This is a genomic window from Streptomyces sp. WP-1 (assembly GCF_030450125.1).
GTDB lineage: Bacteria > Actinomycetota > Actinomycetes > Streptomycetales > Streptomycetaceae > Streptomyces > Streptomyces incarnatus.
Genome location: NZ_CP123923.1, coordinates 5,667,963 through 5,685,904 on the forward strand (window position 1 = coordinate 5,667,963; position 17,942 = coordinate 5,685,904).

Here is a 17,942-nt window from a genome sequence, read left to right on the forward strand (position 1 = left end):
ACTTCCTGCGGGCCGCTGAGCGGTAACGACGGGGTAACCACCGGGTTCCCTTGCATTTTTTTTCTGCAAGGTCTTTCGCAACGCTTACATCGCTGTTACGTTCCCTGACGCCCGCCGGACGCAACGGCGCAGTCGGCATCACTCGGGCTCAACCCTCAAGGAGAACTCATGCGGCGTGGCATAGCGGCCTCCGCGCTGGTGGCGTCCCTCGCCCTCGCGGCGACGGCCTGCGGCGGCGGGAGCGGCGACGGCAAGTCGGACGGGCCGGTGACCATCACCTGGTGGGACACCTCCAACGCCACGAATGAGGCACCGACCTACAAGGCCCTTGTTCAGAAGTTCGAAGCCGCGAACAAGAACATCAAGGTCAAGTACGTCAACGTCCCGTTCGACCAGGCGCAGAACAAGTTCGACACCGCCGCGGGTGCCTCCGGTGCCCCGGACGTGATGCGCTCCGAGGTCGGCTGGACCCCCGCCTTCGCCAAGAAGGGCTACTTCCTGCCGCTGGACGGCACCGAGGCCCTCGCCGACCGGGCCAAGTTCGAGCCGAACCTGATCAAGCAGGCGCAGTACCAGGGCAAGACCTACGGCGTGCCGCTGGTCACCGACACCCTGGCCCTGGTCTACAACAAGGACCTGTTCAAGAAGGCCGGGATCACCACGCCGCCCAAGACCTGGGACGAGCTGAAGAGCGACGCCGCCAAGATCAAGGACAAGACCGGCCAGGACGGCTACTGGGGCTCCACCGCGGGCTACTACGGCCAGCCGTTCCTGTACGGCGAGGGCACCGACACCGTCGACACCGCCGCCAAGAAGGTCACCATCGACACGCCGGCCGCCAAGAAGGCGTACGCCACCTGGCTGAGCCTGTTCTCCGGCAAGGGTCTGCACAAGGCCGACATCACCGCGGACGCGTACGCCCACATCATGGACGCGTTCTCCAACGGCAAGGTCGCCGCCATCATCCAGGGCCCCTGGGAGAACACGAACATCTACAAGGGCAGCGCCTTCAAGGACAAGGCCAACCTGGGCGTCGCGGTCGTCCCGGCCGGCTCCACCGGCAAGGCGGAGGCCCCGACCGGCGGTCACAACCTCTCCGTCTACGCCGGCTCCGACAAGGCGCACCAGGCGGCGGCCCTGAAGTTCGTCAACTTCATGACGTCGGCCTCCTCCCAGGAGACCATCGCGCTGGGGAACGCCACCCTGCCGACGCGTACGGACGCCTACACCGCCAAGGTGACGGCCGACCCGGGCACCGCCGGCTTCCAGCGCGTGCTGTCCGCCGCCCAGCCCCGCCCCGCCCTGCCCGAGTACGGCTCGCTGTGGGCGCCGCTCGACACCGAGCTGCCGAAGATCGCCAGCGGCAAGGAGTCGCTGGACCAGGGCCTGAGCAACGCCGGTTCCGCCATCGGCAAGCTGGTCCCCGACTTCGGCAAGTAAGACCGGCCGGCCGCCGGCTGCCTCACCCACGAGGAGGCAGCCGGCGGCCACCGCCCTGCCCGGCCATCCTTGAACCATTTGAAGGTGTCGAACCATGACAGTCGCCATCGACCGCGCGACCGGCAGGAGCCGCGGTGACCGTGCGCCTCGGCCAGGGCTGGGGCAGCGCGTGAGGAGCAGTCTCCAGAAGTACTGGTACGCCTACGCGATGATCGCCCCGGTGGTCATCGTGCTCGCCGTGCTCGTCGGCTACCCGCTCGTGCGCGGTTTCTACATCACGCTGACGGACGCCGACAGCCTCAACTCGGCGCGCACCATCGGCGTCAACCACATCGCCGCGACCTACAAGTTCGTCGGTCTGGACAACTACAGGAACATCCTGTTCGGCCCGCTGTCCTACGACCGCTTCTGGTCCCATGTGATCTGGACGATCGTATGGACGGTCGCCTGCGTCACCCTGCACTACACCTTCGGCCTCGGCCTCGCGCTGATGCTGAACCAGAAGCTGCGCGGCCGCACCGTCTACCGGGTGCTGCTCGTCCTGCCGTGGGCCGTGCCCACCTTCGTCACCGTCTTCTCCTGGCGGATCATGCTCGCCGACTCCGGCGCGATCAACCAGATCCTGCACGCGCTGCACCTGCCGCAGCCGCAGTGGCTGGAGGACACCTTCTGGCAGCGCTTCGCCGCCATCATGGTCAACACCTGGTGCGGTGTGCCGTTCATGATGCTCTCGCTGCTCGGCGGCCTCCAGTCCATCGACGCCACCCTGTACGAGGCGGCGAAGATGGACGGCGCCACCTCCTGGCAGCGCTTCCGGCACGTCACCCTGCCCGGACTGCGCTCGGTCAGCTCCACCGTCGTCCTGCTCGGCGTCATCTGGACCTTCAACCAGTTCGCCATCATCTTCCTGCTGTTCGGCCCGACCAGCGCCCCGGACGCCCAGATCCTCGTCACCTGGGCCTACTACCTGGGCTTCGGACAGCAGCCGCGCGACTTCGCGCAGTCCGCCGCCTACGGCGTACTGCTGCTGTCGATCGTCACCGTCTTCACCTCCTTCTACTTCCGCTGGCTGAAGCGCAATGACCAGCTCGCCGTCTGACGCCGCAGGAGCCGCCGCCATGAGCACCACCACCCTCGAGAAGCCGGCCGACGCACCGGCCCCCGCCGCGCGGCCCGCCGGGCGCGGGCGCCGACCGGGCGAGCGCGGCCCCCTCGGCACCGTCCTGCTGCACGCCGGCCTCATGGTCGCGAGCCTCATCGCGCTGGCCCCGGTGGCCTGGCTGGTCTACCTCTCGCTCGGCCCGGACAAGAACGACTATCTGCACCCGGGCGGCATCGCGGGGAAGATGAGCTTCGCCAACTACAGCTTCGTGCTCCAGCACACGGAGTTCTTCAGCTGGTTCAAGTCCACGATGATCGTGGCCCTCGGCACCACCGTCGTCGGTGTGCTGCTCGCCGCGACCACCGGCTACGCCGTCTCCCGGATGCGCTTCCCCGGCCACAAGCAGCTGATGTGGGTCCTGCTGCTCACCCAGGCGTTCCCGATCGCCGTCCTGATCGTGCCGATGTACCAGATCTTCAGCGACCTGGGCCTCATCAACTCCTACTGGGCGCTGATCCTCGTCAACTGCACCACCGCGGTGCCGTACAGCGCCTGGCTGCTCAAGGGCTACTTCGACACGATCCCGATCGAGATCGACGAGGCCGGCCGGGTGGACGGGCTCACCCCGTTCGGCACCTTCTTCCGGCTGATCCTGCCGCTGGCCCGGCCGGGCCTGGCCGTCGCCGCGTTCTACAACTTCATCACCGCGGTCGCCGAGGTGGCCTTCGCGACCACCTTCATGCTGGACGACTCCAAGTACACCTTCTCCGTCGGCCTGCAGACCTTCGTCAGCGAGCACGACGCCGAGTGGAACTACATGGCCGCCACCGCGGTGCTGATCGCGATACCCGTCTCCGTGTTCTTCTACCTGGTGCAGAAGAACCTCGTCACCGGTCTCACCTCCGGCGGCACCAAGGGCTGACGCCCCCGGCGCACAAGGCGCACAAGGCGCACAAGAGGCTCCCGCGCGCCCGACGCGCGGGTAGGCGGCCGCGGTGTCCCTCCGACCCCGCTGACACCGCGGCCGCCTCGCATCCGTTCCCCCGGCCCGCCTCCGCCGCCGAACCACCAGGGCCATACGTGTCCGTGACCCCACGCGCCATGACCCGAATCCCGTCACCACCAAGGAAGCCATGAGCCAGCAGCACTCCGCCGCCCCGGCCACCGACTCCGCCACCGCCACCGTCGCAGGCCACCGCCGCGACTGGTGGCGGGAGGCGGTCATCTACCAGGTCTACCCGCGCAGCTTCGCCGACAGCAACGGCGACGGCATGGGCGACCTGGAGGGCGTACGCACCCGCCTGCCGTACCTGCGCGACCTCGGCGTCGACGCGGTGTGGCTCAGCCCCTTCTACGCCTCCCCGCAGGCCGACGCCGGCTACGACGTCGCCGACTACCGCGCGGTCGACCCGATGTTCGGCACCCTGCTGGACGCCGACGCGCTGATCCGCGAGGCCCACGGGCTCGGCCTGCGCATCATCGTGGACCTGGTGCCCAACCACTCCTCCGACCAGCACGAGTGGTTCAAGCGCGCCCTCGCCGAGGGCCCCGGCTCCCCGCTGCGGGAGCGCTACCACTTCCGCCCCGGCAAGGGCGCGGACGGCGAACTCCCGCCCAACGACTGGGAGTCCATCTTCGGCGGCCCGGCCTGGACCCGCGTCACCGAGCCCGACGGCACGCCCGGCGAGTGGTACCTGCACCTCTTCGCCCCCGAGCAGCCCGACCTCAACTGGGAACACCCGGCGGTCGGCGACGAGTTCCGCTCCATCCTGCGCTTCTGGCTGGACATGGGTGTGGACGGCTTCCGCATCGACGTGGCGCACGGCCTGGTCAAGGCCGAGGGCCTGCCCGACCTCGGCTCGGCCGAGCAGCTGAAGCTGCTGGGCAACGATGTCATGCCGTTCTTCGACCAGGACGGCGTGCACGCCATCTACCGGCAGTGGCGCATGATCCTCGACGAGTACGCCAATAAAATGGGGCCCGAGGGGCCTTCGTCACAAGGGCGGTGGTGGGAGACGGGTGGGCGTATCTTCGTCGCCGAGGCGTGGACCCCGACCGTCGAGCGCACCGCCAACTACGTTCGCCCGGACGAGCTGCACCAGGCGTTCAACTTCCAGTACCTGTCGACGGCCTGGGACGCGACCGAGCTGCGTGCGGTCATCGACTCCACGCTGGCGGCGATGCGTCCGGTCGGCGCCCCGGCCACCTGGGTGCTGTCCAACCACGACGTCACCCGGCACGCCACCCGCTTCGCCAACCCGGCCGGGCTCGGCACCCAGATCCGCACGGCCGGCGACCGCGAACTCGGCCTGCGCCGGGCCCGCGCCGCGACCCTGCTGATGCTGGCGCTGCCCGGCTCGGCCTACCTCTACCAGGGCGAGGAGCTGGGCCTCCCGGACGTCGTGGACCTGCCCGACGAGGTGCGCCAGGACCCGGCGTACTTCCGCGGCGCGGGCCAGGACGGCTTCCGCGACGGCTGCCGGGTGCCGATCCCGTGGACCCGCACGGGGACGTCGTACGGCTTCGGCGACGGCGGCAGCTGGCTCCCGCAGCCGGAGAGCTGGGGCGAACTGAGCGTCGAGGCGCAGACCGGGGCGGCCGGCTCCACCCTGGAGCTGTACCGCGCCGCCCTCGCCGCCCGCCGTGCCCGGCCCGACCTGGGCGCCGGGGACACGCTGGAGTGGCTGCGCGCCCCCGAGGGCGTCCTGGCCTTCCGCCGGGGCGAGTTCGTGTGCGTCACCAACACCACGGGCGAGTCGGTGACGACCCCGGCGTACGGCCGGGTGCTGCTGGCGAGCGGTGAGGTGGCCGAGACCGGCGGCGAGGCGAAGGTGCCCGCCGACACCACGGTGTGGTGGACCGCGGCGGTCTGACGCCCCGTGTGAAATTTCTTGCATCAACTTCTCTACGGCCCGCTGCCTTTTCCGGCAGCGGGCCTTTAACATCTGCGTCACCGCAAGGTTTCTGAAACTTTGCTGCAAGTACCTTCAAGGACGAAGGAACCCCCACATGCCACGCAAGACGCTCTCCGGGGCGGTCGCCCTCGCAGCCGCCGCCCTTGTCATGACCCCGACGACAGCGGACGCCTCCCCGCCCGGCACCAAGGACGTCACCGCCGTCCTGTTCGAGTGGAACTACGCCTCGGTGGCCCGCGAGTGCACCAGCACGCTGGGCCCCGCCGGCTACGGCTATGTGCAGGTCTCGCCGCCCGAGGAGCACATACAGGGCTCCCAGTGGTGGACCTCGTACCAGCCCGTCTCGTACAAGATCGCGGGCCGGCTCGGCGACCGGGCCACCTTCAGGAACATGATCTCCACCTGCCACGCGGCCGGTGTGAAGGTCGTGGTGGACACCGTCGTCAACCACATGACGGCCGGCAGCGGTACCGGCACCGGCGGCACGCAGTACACCAAGTACACCTACCCGGGCGTGTATTCGGACTCCGACTTCCACACCTGCCGGACGCCGATCGACAACTACCAGGACCGCTCGAACGTCCAGAACTGCGAACTCGTCGGCCTGGCCGACCTGGACACCGGCGCGGAGCATGTGCGCGCGACGATCGCCGGGTACATGAACGACCTGCTCTCGCTCGGCGCCGACGGCTTCCGCATCGACGCGGCCAAGCACATCGCGGCCGCCGACCTCGCGAACATCAAGAGCCGGCTGACCGACCCGGGCGTCTACTGGAAGCAGGAGGTCATCTACGGCGCGGGCGAGGCCGTCCAGCCCACCGAGTACACGGGCAACGGGGACGTCCAGGAGTTCCGCTACGGCTACGACCTCAAGCGCGTCTTCACCAGCGAGAAGCTCGCCTACCTGGACAACTTCGGCGAGGGCTGGGGCTATATGCCCGGCAATGTGGCCGGTGTCTTCGTCGACAACCACGACACCGAGCGCAACGGCGCCACCCTGAACTACAAGGACGGCGCGAACTACACGCTGGCCAACGTCTTCATGCTGGCCTGGCCCTACGGCTCCCCGGACATCGACTCCGGCTACGAGTGGAGCGACGCGGACGCGGGGCCGCCGAACAACGGCCAGGTCAACGCCTGCTGGCAGGACGGCTGGAAGTGCCAGCACGCCTGGCCGGAGATCAAGTCCATGGTCGCCTTCCGCAACACCACCCACGGCCAGGCGGTCTCCAACTGGTGGGACGACGGCGACAACCTGATCGCCTTCGGCCGCGGCAGCAAGGGCTATGTGGTCATCAACCACGAGGGCGCCACGGCCAGTCGCTCCTTCCAGACCTCGCTGCCCGCCGGCAGCTACTGCGACGTGCAGAACAACACCACGGTGACGGTCAACGGCACCGGCTGGTTCACCGCCTCGGTCGCCCCGGACACCGCGCTGGCGATCTACGCCGGCAAGTCCTCCTGCTGAACCGGGAGTCGGCCCGCACCGCGCCCCCACGGCGGTGCGGGCCGCGGTGGTTGAAATTCCTTTCCGATGCTTTCAGGACTCTTGCTGCAACCCTTTCACGAGGGGTACGGTCGCGCGGGCGCCCGGCATCGAGGCCGAGCCGCGGCGTGGGGTCGGACCCGACTGAGCCGCCATCGCAAGGAGTTCATGCCTGTGATACCGAGATGGCCGACGCCCGCGCGGCGTCGCACCACCCACCGCAGGAGAGCCGCGGCCCTCGCCGTCGCCGCGCTCACGGCCGCACTCGTGCAGCCACTGGCCGCGCCCGCCGCGCAGGCCGCCGCCCCGCCCCCGCCCCCGTCGGACTCGGCCCTCGCGGCCCAGCCGGCCCGGCACGGCGACACCCATGAGCAGTTCTACTTCGTCATGCCGGACCGGTTCGCCGACGGCGACAGGGCCAACGACAAGGGCGGGCTCACCGGTTCGCGGATGACGACCGGCTACGACCCCACCGACGCGGGCTTCTTCCAGGGCGGCGACCTCAAGGGCGTCACCCGGAAGCTGGACTACATCAAGGGGCTCGGCACCACCGCCCTGTGGCTCGCGCCGATCTTCAAGAACATCCCGGTGCAGGGCACGGGCAGCAACGCCTCGGCGGGCTACCACGGTTACTGGATCACCGACTTCACCCAGGTCGACCCGCACTTCGGCACCGACCAGGATCTGCGGAACCTCATCTCCGCGGCGCACGCCAAGGGCATGAAGGTCTTCTTCGACGTCATCACCAACCACACCGCCGACGTGGTGACGAACAAGGAGGGTTCCTCCGACTACCGCTCCAAGGGCGCCTACCCGTATCTCACCAAGGACGGCAGGCCCTTCGACGACGCCGACTACGCGGACGGAGCCAGGACGTTCCCGGCCGTCTCCGACGCCTCCTTCCCGTACACCCCGCAGGTCACCGGCGAGTCCAAGGTCCCGGCCTGGCTCAACGACCCGACGATGTACCACAACCGGGGCGACTCCACCTTCACCGGCGAGTCCGGCACCTACGGCGACTTCGACGGCCTGGACGACCTGTGGACCGAGCGTCCCGAGGTCGTGCACGGCATGGAGCGGATCTACGAGCGGTGGGTGAAGGACTTCGCCGTCGACGGGTTCCGCATCGACACCGCCAAGAACGTCGACCTGGACTTCTGGACCCAGTGGGCCACCGCACTCGACCGTTACGCGGCGGCGCACGGCCGGAGGAACTTCTTCCTGTTCGGCGAGACGTACGACACCGACACCTCGGTGACCGCCCCCTACGTCACCCGGGGCCGCCTCGACGCCACCCTCGACTTCCCCTTCCAGGGAGCGGCCCGCGGCTACGCCTCCCAGGGCGCGAGCGCCCGGAAGCTGGCGGGCGTCCTCGGTGACGACTACAAGTACACGACCGACCGGGCCAACGCCTACGAGCAGGTCACCTTCCTCGGCAACCACGACATGGGCCGCATCGGGTACTTCCTGAAGCAGGACAACCCGGACGCCTCCGACGCCGAGCTGCTGAAGAAGGACGAGCTGGCGAACGAGGTGATGTTCCTCAGCCGCGGCAACCCGGTCGTCTACTACGGCGACGAACAGGGCTTCACCGGCAACGGCGGCGACAAGGCGGCCCGCCAGACCATGTTCGCCTCCCGGGTGCCCGCCTACCTCGCCGACGACGAGATCGGCACCGACCGCACCCACGCCAGTGACGCGTACGACACGAAAGCGCCGCTGTACCGGCAGATCGCCGGTCTCTCCGCCCTGCGCAAGGCCAACCCGGCCCTGACCGACGGCGTGCAGAGCGAGCGGTACGCGGCCGACGGCGCCGGGATCTACGCCTTCACCCGCACCGACGCGAAGAGCGGCCAGGAGTACATCGTCGCGTTCAACAACGCGGGCGAGGCCAAGTCGGCGACCTTCAGGACCGCTTCGGCGGACATGTCGTACCGGGGCGTCTACGGCGCGACGGGCAGCGTGAGTTCGGGCGGCGGCCGCGAGGTCACCGTCACCGTCCCCGCCGAGTCCGCCGTCGTCTACAAGGCGTCCGGCACGCTCGACAAGCCCGCGAGCAGGCCCACGCTCACCCTGAACGCCCCGGCCGCCGGCGCCACCGGCACGGTGACCCTCGGCGCGGACGTCGACGGCGGGCAGCTGAACCGGGTGGTCTTCGCCGCCCAGGTCGGCGACGCGAAGTGGCAGGTCCTCGGCTCCGCCGACCACGCCCCCTACCAGGTCACCCAGACCCTCGGGGCCAAGGTCCCGGCCGGTACCGCGCTGCGCTACAAGGCCGTCGTGACCGACAGCGCGGGCCACACCGCGAGCGCCACGGCGCAGAGCACCACCGGCGCCGTACCCGCGCCCGCCCCGCCCACCGCCTCCTCGCGCGACTACGTGATCGTCCACTACCGGCGCACCGCCGGCGACTACGCCGACTGGGGCCTGTACGCCTGGGGCGACATCGCCGACGGCGAGTCCACCACCTGGCCCACCGGACACCCCTTCACCGGCCGGGACGCCTGGGGCGCCTTCGCGTACGTCAAGGTCGAGCCGGGCGCCTCGAACGTGGGCTTCCTGGTCGTGGACGGACACGGGAACAAGGACGGTGACGCCGACCGCAGCATCGACGTCACCAGGACGGGTGAGGTCTGGGTCCAGCAGGGCGACTCCGGCGTCCAGACCCAGCGGCCCTCCTCGTACCCCGCGCCGGACACCACCGAGGCGGTCATCCACTACCACCGCGCCGACGGCGACTACGACGGCTGGGGGCTGCACGTCTGGACCGGCGCCGCGCACCCCACCGACTGGTCGGCCCCGCTGAAGCCGGTGAAGACCGATGCCTATGGCGCCGTCTTCGAGGTCCCGCTCGCCGCGGGTGCCAGCAGCCTCAGCTACATCATCCACAAGGGCGACGAGAAGGACCTCGCCACCGACCAGTCCCTGGACCTCACGTCCGACGGCTACGAGGTGTGGCTGTTGAACGGCCAGGACAAGCACCTGCTGCCGCAGCCCGCGGGCAGCGCCGCCGCCCTCGACCTGACCACCTCCAAGGCGGTCTGGATCGACAAGGACACGGTCGCCTGGGACGGCGCCGACGGCGCCGCCTCCACCCAGCTGGTCTACTCCCACGACGGCTCCATCGCCGCCAAGGACGGCGCCCTGACCAGCGACGACGAGCGCTGGCTGCGCCTGGGGAAGACCACCCTCACGGCCGCCCAGAAGGCCAGGTTCCCCTATCTGAAGGACTACACGGCCTGGTCCGTGGACCCGCGGGACCGCGGCCGGGTGCGCGAGGCGCTCACCGGTCAGCTGGTCGCCTCCCAGCGCGCCGCCGACGGCGCCGTGCTCGCCGCGACCGGCGTGCAGACCGCGGGCGTCCTGGACGACCTCTACCCGGCCGCCACCAAGGCGCGGCTCGGCCCGGTCCTCCACGGCGGAAAGCCCACCCTGTCCGTATGGGCGCCGACCGCCCAGAGCGTCTCCCTGGAGATCGACGGCACCGTCGAGCCCATGCACCGCGACGACACCACCGGCGTCTGGTCGATCACCGGGCCCGCGTCCTGGAAGGGCAGGACCTACCGCTACGTGGTCACGGTGTGGGCGCCCAGCGTCCGGCAGCTGGTCACCAACAAGGTCACCGACCCCTACTCGGTCGCCCTCACCGCGAACTCCGAGCGCAGCGTCGTGGCCGACCTGGACGACAGGTCCCTCGCCCCGAGCGGCTGGTCCACCCTGCGCAAGCCCAAGGCCGTACCGCTGCGGGACGCGCAGATCCAGGAGCTGCACGTCCGGGACTTCTCGGTCGCGGACAAGACCGTCCCGGCGAAGGACCAGGGCACCTACCTCGCCTTCACCGACAACAACAGCGACGGCTCGAAGCACCTGAAGGCGCTGGCGGGGTCCGGCACGTCGTACGTGCACCTGCTGCCCGCCTTCGACTTCGCCACCGTCCCCGAGAAGAAGGCCGACCAGCAGAGCCCCGGCTGCGATCTCGCCGCCTACCCGGCCGACTCCGACCAGCAGCAGGCGTGCGTGGCGAAGAGCGCCGCGAAGGACGCCTACAACTGGGGCTACGACCCGTACCACTTCACCGTCCCCGAGGGCTCCTACGCCACCGGCCCGGACGGCACCGCGCGCACCAGGCAGTTCCGGCAGATGGTGCAGGGGATCAACCAGGACGGCCTGCGGGTCGTGATGGACGTCGTCTACAACCACACCGCGGCCAGCGGCCAGGCGGACACCTCCGTCCTGGACAAGATCGTGCCCGGCTACTACCAGCGGCTGCTCGCCGACGGCTCGGTGGCGAACTCCACCTGCTGCTCCGACACCGCGCCGGAGAACGCGATGATGGGCAAGCTGGTCGTGGACTCGATCGTCACCTGGGCCAAGGAGTACAAGGTCGACGGGTTCCGCTTCGACCTCATGGGCCACCACCCGAAGGCCAACATCCTCGCGGTCAGGAAGGCCCTCGACGCGCTCACCCTGAACAAGGACGGCGTCGACGGCAAGAAGATCATCCTGTACGGCGAGGGCTGGAACTTCGGCGAGGTCGCCGACGACGCCCGCTTCGTGCAGGCCACACAGGCCAACATGGCCGGCACCGGCATCGCCACCTTCTCCGACCGCGCCCGCGACGCGGTACGCGGCGGGAGCCCCTTCGACTCCGACCCCGGCGTCCAGGGCTTCGCCTCCGGTCTGTACACCGACCCCAACGGCTCCACCGCGAACGGCACCCCGGCCGAGCAGAAGGCCCGGCTGCTGCACTACCAGGACCTGATCAAGATCGGGCTGACCGGCAACCTCGCCGCGTACCGCTTCACGGACACCGGCGGCAAGGAGGTCACCGGCGCCGAGGTCGACTACAACGGCGCGCCCGCCGGATACGCGGCCGCGCCCGGCGACGCCCTCGCCTATGTGGACGCGCACGACAACGAGTCCCTGTTCGACGCCCTCGCCTACAAGCTGCCGGGGGGCACCCCGGCCGCCGACCGGGCCCGGATGCAGGTCCTGGCGATGGCCACGGCCACCCTCTCGCAGGGCCCGTCCCTGTCGCAGGCGGGCACCGATCTGCTGCGCTCGAAGTCGCTGGACCGCAACTCCTTCGACAGCGGCGACTGGTTCAACGCCATCCACTGGAACTGCGCCGACGGCAACGGCTTCGGCCGGGGCCTGCCCATGGCGGCCGGCAACCAGGACAAGTGGCCGTACGCCGTCCCGCTGCTGACCTCCGTCAAGGTCGGCTGCCCGCAGATCGAGGGCGGTTCGGCCGCCTACCAGGACCTGCTGAAGATCCGTACGACGGAGAAGGCGTTCTCGCTCGACACGGCGGGCCGGGTGCAGAGCGAGCTGTCCTTCCCGCTGTCCGGCAAGGACGAGACCCCGGGCGTGATCACCATGCGCCTCGGCGGCCTGGTCGTCGTCTTCAACGCCACCCCGCAGGCGCGGCGGCAGACCGTCTCCGCCCTGGCCGGGACCCCGTACCGGCTGCACCCCGTGCAGGCGTCCGGCGCGGACCCGGTGGTGAAGACCTCCGGCTACACGGCGGCCACCGGCACCTTCACGGTGCCGGCCAGGACCGTGGCGGTGTTCACCCGGTCCTAGCCGCCCTATGCAGCCAGGGAGGTGAGCCGGCCGACGAGCTCCGCGAAGGGGCCGTCGGCCGGTTCGTCCTTGAGCATGGCCCGCAGCAGGTCCGCCATGCCCTCGTCGCGGGTCGCGCTCACCGCGACCAGGGCGGCGAAGTCGTGCACCAGCTGGAGTTCCAGTTCCTCGCGCGGGATGCGGCGGCCGTCCAGCCAGATCAGCGCGGTGGACTCGGCGAGCGAGATCCAGGAGCGGATGACCAGCTCCAGGCGCGGGGGCGCCTCGGCGATCCCGAGGTGGGAGAGCATCTGCTCGTACGCGGACTGCCGTACGTCGTCGATCAGCGCGTTGGTGGTCGAGACATGCTCCTTCTCCCGGGAGCCGGTCGCGGACACGGCCGGGCCGCCGCGCATCAGGGCCGAGAAACCGGGGCCGTACTCGTCCACATGGGCGAAGAAGCGGTGCATCACATGCAGCAGCCGGGCGCCCAGCGGCCCCTCGTGCGGCTCGGTGAAGCGGGCCTTCAGCTCCTCGGAGGCGCGCCGCAACGCGGCCTCGTACAGGCTGAGTTTGCCCGGGAAGTAGTGGTACACCAGCGGCCGCGAGATACCCGCGGCCGCCGCTATGTCGTCGATGGAGACCTCGTCGGGCGAGCGGCGGCTGAACAGGTCGAGAGCGACGCCGATCAGCTGCTGCCGTCGCTCCTCGACACCCATCCTGCGGCGCACCCCGGTACTCATACGAACACCTTACCGAGCGGATCCGGCCGTCAACGGTCCGGACCCGAGCCGGTGTTCACATCACCGCGTCACAGATCGAGCACGAGGCGTTCGCCACGGGCGCGGGACACACAGATCAGCATCGAGTCGGCACGCTCCGCGTCCGTGAGCAGCTCGTCCCGGTGCTCCACCTCGCCCTCCAGCACCCGCTGCTGGCAGGTCCCGCAGAAACCCTGCTCACAGGAGTAGACGGTGCCCGGCAGCTCCCGCCGCACGGCGGCCAGCACCGTGGAGTCGGCCGGCACGCTCACCGTGCGCCCGCTGCGCCGCAGTTCCACCTCGAACGCGGTGTCCCCGCCCGCCGGGGTGCGCGGCGCGAACCGCTCCAGATGCAGCGTGGCCCCCTCCGGCACCCGCTTCGCGACCGCCTCCATCAGCCCCTCGGGACCGCAGCAGTACACCGCCGTGCCCGGGGCCACCCCCGCGAACAGGGCGTCCAGGTCAGGCCGCCCGTCCTCGTCCTCCGCGACCAGCGTCAGCCGGTCCCCGGCCAGCTCGCCCACCTCGTCCAGGAAGGGCATCGAGGCCCGGTTCCGCCCGCAGTACAGCAGCCGCCACTGCGCGTCCTCCGGCAGCGCGCGCAGCATCGGCAGCACCGGGGTGATGCCGATCCCGCCGACGACGAAGACGTACGACGGCGCCTCGGCGAGCGGGAACCGGTTGCGCGGCCCGCGCACCTCCAGCTCCATGCCCTCGGCCAGCTGCTCGTGCACCTCCCGCGAACCGCCCCGCCCGTCCTCGACCAGCCGGGTGGCGACCGTGTACGCGGAGGTGTCCTCGGGGTCCCCGCACAGCGAGTACTGCCGCACCAGACCCGAGGGCAGCACCAGATCCAGATGCGCCCCCGGCGTCCAGCGCGGCAACTCCGGTCCCTCAAGGCGCAGTTGTACGACCCCGTCGGCGATCGTCTCGTGCGCGGTGACCAGCAGCCGCAGGGCCCGGGAGCGCGGCCGGCCGGAGATCGGCGTCTCCAGCGCGGGCATCGGCCACAGCGGCGAGACCTGGACGCGGCGGCGCAGCGCGCTCCGGGTGAGCAGGGCGGCGCCCGCGAGCAGGGCGACCGTACGCAGCTTCGGCATCAGGCGGCACCCTTCAGCGAGCGCTCCGCCTGCTCGGCGGCGAGCGCGGCCGGGGAGGCGGACAGATAGGCGACGGCCTGGGCGGTGGAGAACTCGTGCGAGGGGTGGTAGTCCCGGCCGAGATAGCGCGGGATGGAGCGCAGCATGGCGCCGGTGCCGGGCAGCACGCCCGCACGGCCGCGGTCGTAGAAGTCCTTGAAGGACGTCTTGGCCGCCTTGGGGCCGGTCAGCGTCGGGTCGTTCTCCATGAAGAAGCGGACCCCGCGCTGCCACAGGAACAGCAGGGCCGAGAACGCGCTCGCCCAGGTGCGGGCCCGGCGCCGGTAGCTGCCGTCCAGATGCGTGAACAGGTCGAAGGCGACCGAGCGGTGCTCGACCTCCTCCGCGCCGTGCCAGCGCAGCAGGTCCAGCATGGTGGGGTCGGCGCCGCGCCGGTCCAGCTCGGCCGCGCCGAGCACCCAGTCGCCGAGGAACGCGGTGTAGTGCTCGATCGCCGCGATGAGCGCCACCCGCTCCAGGAGCCACCAGCGGCGCGCCCGGCCCGGCGGCAGGGTGCGGTCGCCGAGCAGCTTCTCGAAGAACCAGTCGACCTGCGCGGTGTACGGCGTCGGGTCCAGGCCCTGCTCGCGCAGGTGCGGCAGCACCTCGTCATGGGACTGGGAGTGCATGGCCTCCTGCCCGATGAACCCGATGACGTCCTCGCGCAGCCGGTCGTCCTCGATCAGCGGCAGCGCCTGCTTGTACACGTGCACGAACCAGCGCTCGCCGGCGGGCAGCAGCAGGTGCAGCACATTGATGGTGTGCGTGGTGAACGGATCCCCGGGCACCCAGTGCAGCGGCGTGTCCTCCCACGAGAAGGACACATTGCGGGCCTTGAGTGCGATGCGCTCGGACTCCACCGGCCGGGCCTGCGTATGAGACATGGCGTCAATGTACTGACGGGTAGGCGCTCTGAGAAGGGTTCCGGCACGGCTTGTTTACACGAATGTCAGCAGTGGGATGCCGGTGGCATCCGCGCGCGGGGTCCTAGTGCAGCCCGTCGATCACCCTGCCGCCCGCCAGGGTGGCCTTCAGCTGGGCCTGCGCCCCCTTGGCCGCCTTGGAGACCAGCAGCGAGCCCGGAGCCGACGCGGTGATCCCGCCGCTCGCGTGGATCCCCACCGTGTCCGGGGAGCCCGCGGCCAGCAGATACCAGTGCCCGCCCTGGGACTTCCACAGCACCCCGGCCAGCACATGCGGATCGCGCGGACCGCAGGCCGTGGTGTCGGTGCCCTTCGCCGTGACGGCGCCGTAGCGGGAGCCGGGGGTGCGGAACTGGGCCAGCGCCGCGCTGCCGTCGCCGCGCCAGGTCTCGGCGCGGGTGCAGGCCCACTGACCGGCCCCGCTGCCGTCGGGCAGCGGCTGCTCCGCGTAGTCCCAGGCGTTCACACTGCGCACCCCCGAGGAGCGCTCGGTGGCCAGCGAACAGGCGAACGGCGCCCACGCCTGGAGCCCTTCGGGGGTCGCGGCCTCGGCGCTCGCACCGGGGCGGCCCGCGGTGAGGCGGGCCGGGACCAGCTCGCCGAGGTCGGTGGCGAGCTGGGTGCCCTGGCCGCCGGAGACCTGGAGCACGGTCCAGGACGTGCAGTTGCCGGTCCCCAGGGCGGGGCTGGTCAGCGGGGCGGTCAGGCCGTCGGTGACCGTGAGCGGGACCGGCGCCGAGGAGGGCTTCATCAGGTCACGGGTGGCCGCCTTCTTCACCCAGGGGGCCAGCAGGTACTGCACATTGCCGTCGGCGCGGCCGAGGACCAGGGCGCTCGCCTCGGCGCCGGTCGCGCCGTCCACCCGGGCGAAGTCCAGGGCGGCGCCCTGGGTGCCGTCGGTCGGCTCGGCGTAGCGCGCGATGCGCAGACCGTCGTAGAGGATCACCACCCGGGCGGCGTCGACCTGCCCCGCGTACAGCAGTTGCGGCGGGCCCGCGGGGCCGCCGGTCTGGGTGCCGGGGGTGGCCGAGACCCGGACGTTGCGCCCAGGCCGGGCCCAGACCGCGAGGGCGCGGCGCAGCAGGTCCTTGTCGCCGGTGAGCGGGCCGCGCGCGGGCCAGGCCGAGAAGTCGGTGCGGGCCGCGGAGCGCCAGGCGGTGGGGGAGACCCGGGTCAGCCTGCCCGGGTCGAGGGCGGCCTGGGCGGCCGGGTTCTCGGCGTAGACGGGGGCGGCGGCGCCGTCCGGGCCCCAGCCGGAGTGCGGCATCACCAGCAGCGCCCCGCACACCGCGAGGGCCGCCGCGGCGCCGAGGGCGGCCCGGGTGTGCTGGCGGCGGCGCAGCAGATCGGTGGGCCGGGCCTGGAGGGCGCAGGGGTCGAACTCGGGGGAGGAGAGCAGGCCCGGCTGGGCGGGCACGCTGTTCGCCATGGCGAGGGCGCCGCCCGGGTCGTCCACCCCGGCCGCGTCGAGGAGTTCGCGGATGTCCTGGTCGGGCAGCCGGTCCAGGCCGCGCAGCACATAGGCGGCGCGGGCCGGCGCGGACAGCTTCGACAGCCGCTGTTCCAGGGCGAGTTCGTCGGCGCCGCCCGAGCGCGGCAGCAGCCGCAGGCCCCAGACGCGGGGGAGCAGCGGGGGCAGGCCCCGGTGCGGGCGGGCGGCGGCGAGGGCGGCGCACAGGACGCGCTCGCGCAGATAGGCGTAGCCGGGGTCGCTCTCCCGGGCCCCCGGGCCCCCGGGGTCCCGGCGGGCGCGGTTACGGCCAAAGGGCTGGGCCGGGATCCGGTCGGCCTGCTTGCGGCCCCGGGGCAGGGCGCGCTGGACGAGGGCGTGTGCGGTCAGCACCCGGCGCCCGCGGCCGAGGCCCGGCGGCAGCACGAGATAGGCGAGCCGGACCAGCGGCGGGTAGTGCTCGACGAGCGTGGCCTCGGCGCGCTCGGCGCCGGCCGGTCCGGGGGCGGGTGCGTGACGGTGGGCTACATCCTGTGACTGCACGTCCGGGAGAACGAGCGAGCCCTTGGTTGGTCACCGTCAAGCGACGCGTACATGCCGAGGGGCGGGCGGTTCAGGCCCCTCCGGATCGACCAGGGCGCGCGCGTAACGGGCCATCGACCGCTGGTAGCGCGGCAGATGGGCGGCCAGCGCCTCGATCACCAGGGACAGGCCCTCCCGGTCGCGGCCGAGACCGGAGAGGCAGAGCGCGAGACAGGCCCGCACCGCGTCGTCCAACTCGTCGCTCGGACCGTCCAGTTCGGGGGTGAGAAGCTTGACACCCTCCTCGGGCTGCCCGACGTTGCGCAGGGAACTCGCCAGCTGGATCCGGGTCCGCCGCCCCCGGTAGCCGTCGAGGCCGCGCGCCAGCGCCTGCCGGTACAGCGGCACGGCCCGGTCCGAGTGCCCGGTCGAGTCGAAGGCGCAGGCCCGCTCGAAGGGGCCCCGCGGGCTGTCCTCGGGCAGTTCGGCGACGAGGCCGTCGATCAGGGCGCGGAACTCCGCCGCGCGTTCCTCCGGGTACTCGTCGCGGGCGAAGGCGGCCCAAGCGGCGTCCACACGGTCTTCCCAGTCCTGGTTCACCGCGTCACCCTCGCACACACGTGCCCCCGGGGTCACCGG

At 71.2% G+C, this 17,942-nt stretch carries 11 protein-coding genes; 6 read left to right on the plus strand and 5 right to left on the minus strand.

All coding sequences use genetic code 11. From position 1 onward, the window contains the following. Positions 1–168 precede the first annotated feature (168 nt). The 6 genes from QHG49_RS25015 to pulA all read left to right on the plus strand — a co-directional run bounded on the left by QHG49_RS25015 (position 169) and on the right by pulA (position 12,529). A complete protein-coding gene (locus tag QHG49_RS25015; RefSeq protein ID WP_159700799.1) occupies positions 169–1,440 on the plus strand; it encodes an extracellular solute-binding protein in 1,272 nt (423 codons plus the stop codon). Positions 1,441–1,534: 94 nt separating this feature from the next. After that, positions 1,535–2,539 carry a carbohydrate ABC transporter permease gene (locus tag QHG49_RS25020; protein WP_159700796.1) on the plus strand — a complete coding sequence of 335 codons (1,005 nt, stop codon included), beginning with the start codon at positions 1,535–1,537 and terminating at the stop codon, positions 2,537–2,539. A gap of 19 nt (positions 2,540–2,558) precedes the next feature. Beyond that, on the plus strand, positions 2,559–3,464 hold the full coding sequence (locus QHG49_RS25025; RefSeq protein ID WP_301491407.1) for a sugar ABC transporter permease: 906 nt from the start codon (positions 2,559–2,561) through the stop codon (positions 3,462–3,464). 211 nt (positions 3,465–3,675) lie between these two features. Beyond that, positions 3,676–5,415: a glycoside hydrolase family 13 protein gene (locus QHG49_RS25030; protein WP_145485008.1), complete on the plus strand. Its 1,740-nt coding sequence runs from the start codon at positions 3,676–3,678 to the stop codon at positions 5,413–5,415. Positions 5,416–5,551: 136 nt separating this feature from the next. Then, positions 5,552–6,925: an alpha-amylase family protein gene (locus tag QHG49_RS25035; RefSeq protein WP_301491409.1), complete on the plus strand. Its 1,374-nt coding sequence runs from the start codon at positions 5,552–5,554 to the stop codon at positions 6,923–6,925. Positions 6,926–7,117: 192 nt separating this feature from the next. Then, a complete protein-coding gene (gene pulA / locus QHG49_RS25040; protein ID WP_301492918.1) occupies positions 7,118–12,529 on the plus strand; it encodes a pullulanase-type alpha-1,6-glucosidase in 5,412 nt (1,803 codons plus the stop codon). 5 nt (positions 12,530–12,534) lie between these two features. Here the strand turns inward: pulA and QHG49_RS25045 are convergent, their stop codons facing one another. From QHG49_RS25045 to QHG49_RS25065, 5 genes are all read right to left on the minus strand, one after another. Beyond that, a complete protein-coding gene (locus QHG49_RS25045; RefSeq protein ID WP_301491412.1) occupies positions 12,535–13,251 on the minus strand; it encodes a TetR/AcrR family transcriptional regulator in 717 nt (238 codons plus the stop codon). A 68-nt stretch (positions 13,252–13,319) separates the two neighbouring features. Beyond that, entirely contained in the window at positions 13,320–14,369 is a 1,050-nt protein-coding gene (locus tag QHG49_RS25050; RefSeq protein ID WP_301491414.1) for a PDR/VanB family oxidoreductase, read from the minus strand. Further along, positions 14,369–15,292: a metal-dependent hydrolase gene (locus QHG49_RS25055; protein WP_301491417.1), complete on the minus strand. Its 924-nt coding sequence runs from the start codon at positions 15,290–15,292 to the stop codon at positions 14,369–14,371. The genes QHG49_RS25050 and QHG49_RS25055 overlap by 1 nt, the downstream gene beginning before the upstream one ends. Positions 15,293–15,395: 103 nt before the next feature. Next, positions 15,396–17,324 carry a hypothetical protein gene (locus QHG49_RS25060; protein WP_301491419.1) on the minus strand — a complete coding sequence of 643 codons (1,929 nt, stop codon included), beginning with the start codon at positions 17,322–17,324 and terminating at the stop codon, positions 15,396–15,398. Positions 17,325–17,360: 36 nt separating this feature from the next. Then, positions 17,361–17,921, minus strand: coding sequence for a tetratricopeptide repeat protein (locus QHG49_RS25065; protein ID WP_301491420.1), 561 nt, complete (start codon positions 17,919–17,921; stop codon positions 17,361–17,363). Between the last annotated feature and the right edge of the window lie 21 nt (positions 17,922–17,942).

Bases quoted from the DNA above. Each gene is read 5' to 3' on its own strand.
- QHG49_RS25015 (WP_159700799.1), top strand. From the start codon at position 169: ATGCGGCGTGGCATAGCGGCCTCCGCGCTGGTGGCGTCCCTCGCCCTC.
- QHG49_RS25020 (WP_159700796.1), top strand. From the start codon at position 1,535: ATGACAGTCGCCATCGACCGCGCGACCGGCAGGAGCCGCGGTGACCGT.
- QHG49_RS25025 (WP_301491407.1), top strand. From the start codon at position 2,559: ATGAGCACCACCACCCTCGAGAAGCCGGCCGACGCACCGGCCCCCGCC.
- QHG49_RS25030 (WP_145485008.1), top strand. From the start codon at position 3,676: ATGAGCCAGCAGCACTCCGCCGCCCCGGCCACCGACTCCGCCACCGCC.
- QHG49_RS25035 (WP_301491409.1), top strand. From the start codon at position 5,552: ATGCCACGCAAGACGCTCTCCGGGGCGGTCGCCCTCGCAGCCGCCGCC.
- QHG49_RS25045 (WP_301491412.1), bottom strand. From the start codon at position 13,251: ATGAGTACCGGGGTGCGCCGCAGGATGGGTGTCGAGGAGCGACGGCAG.
- QHG49_RS25050 (WP_301491414.1), bottom strand. From the start codon at position 14,369: ATGCCGAAGCTGCGTACGGTCGCCCTGCTCGCGGGCGCCGCCCTGCTC.
- QHG49_RS25055 (WP_301491417.1), bottom strand. From the start codon at position 15,292: ATGTCTCATACGCAGGCCCGGCCGGTGGAGTCCGAGCGCATCGCACTC.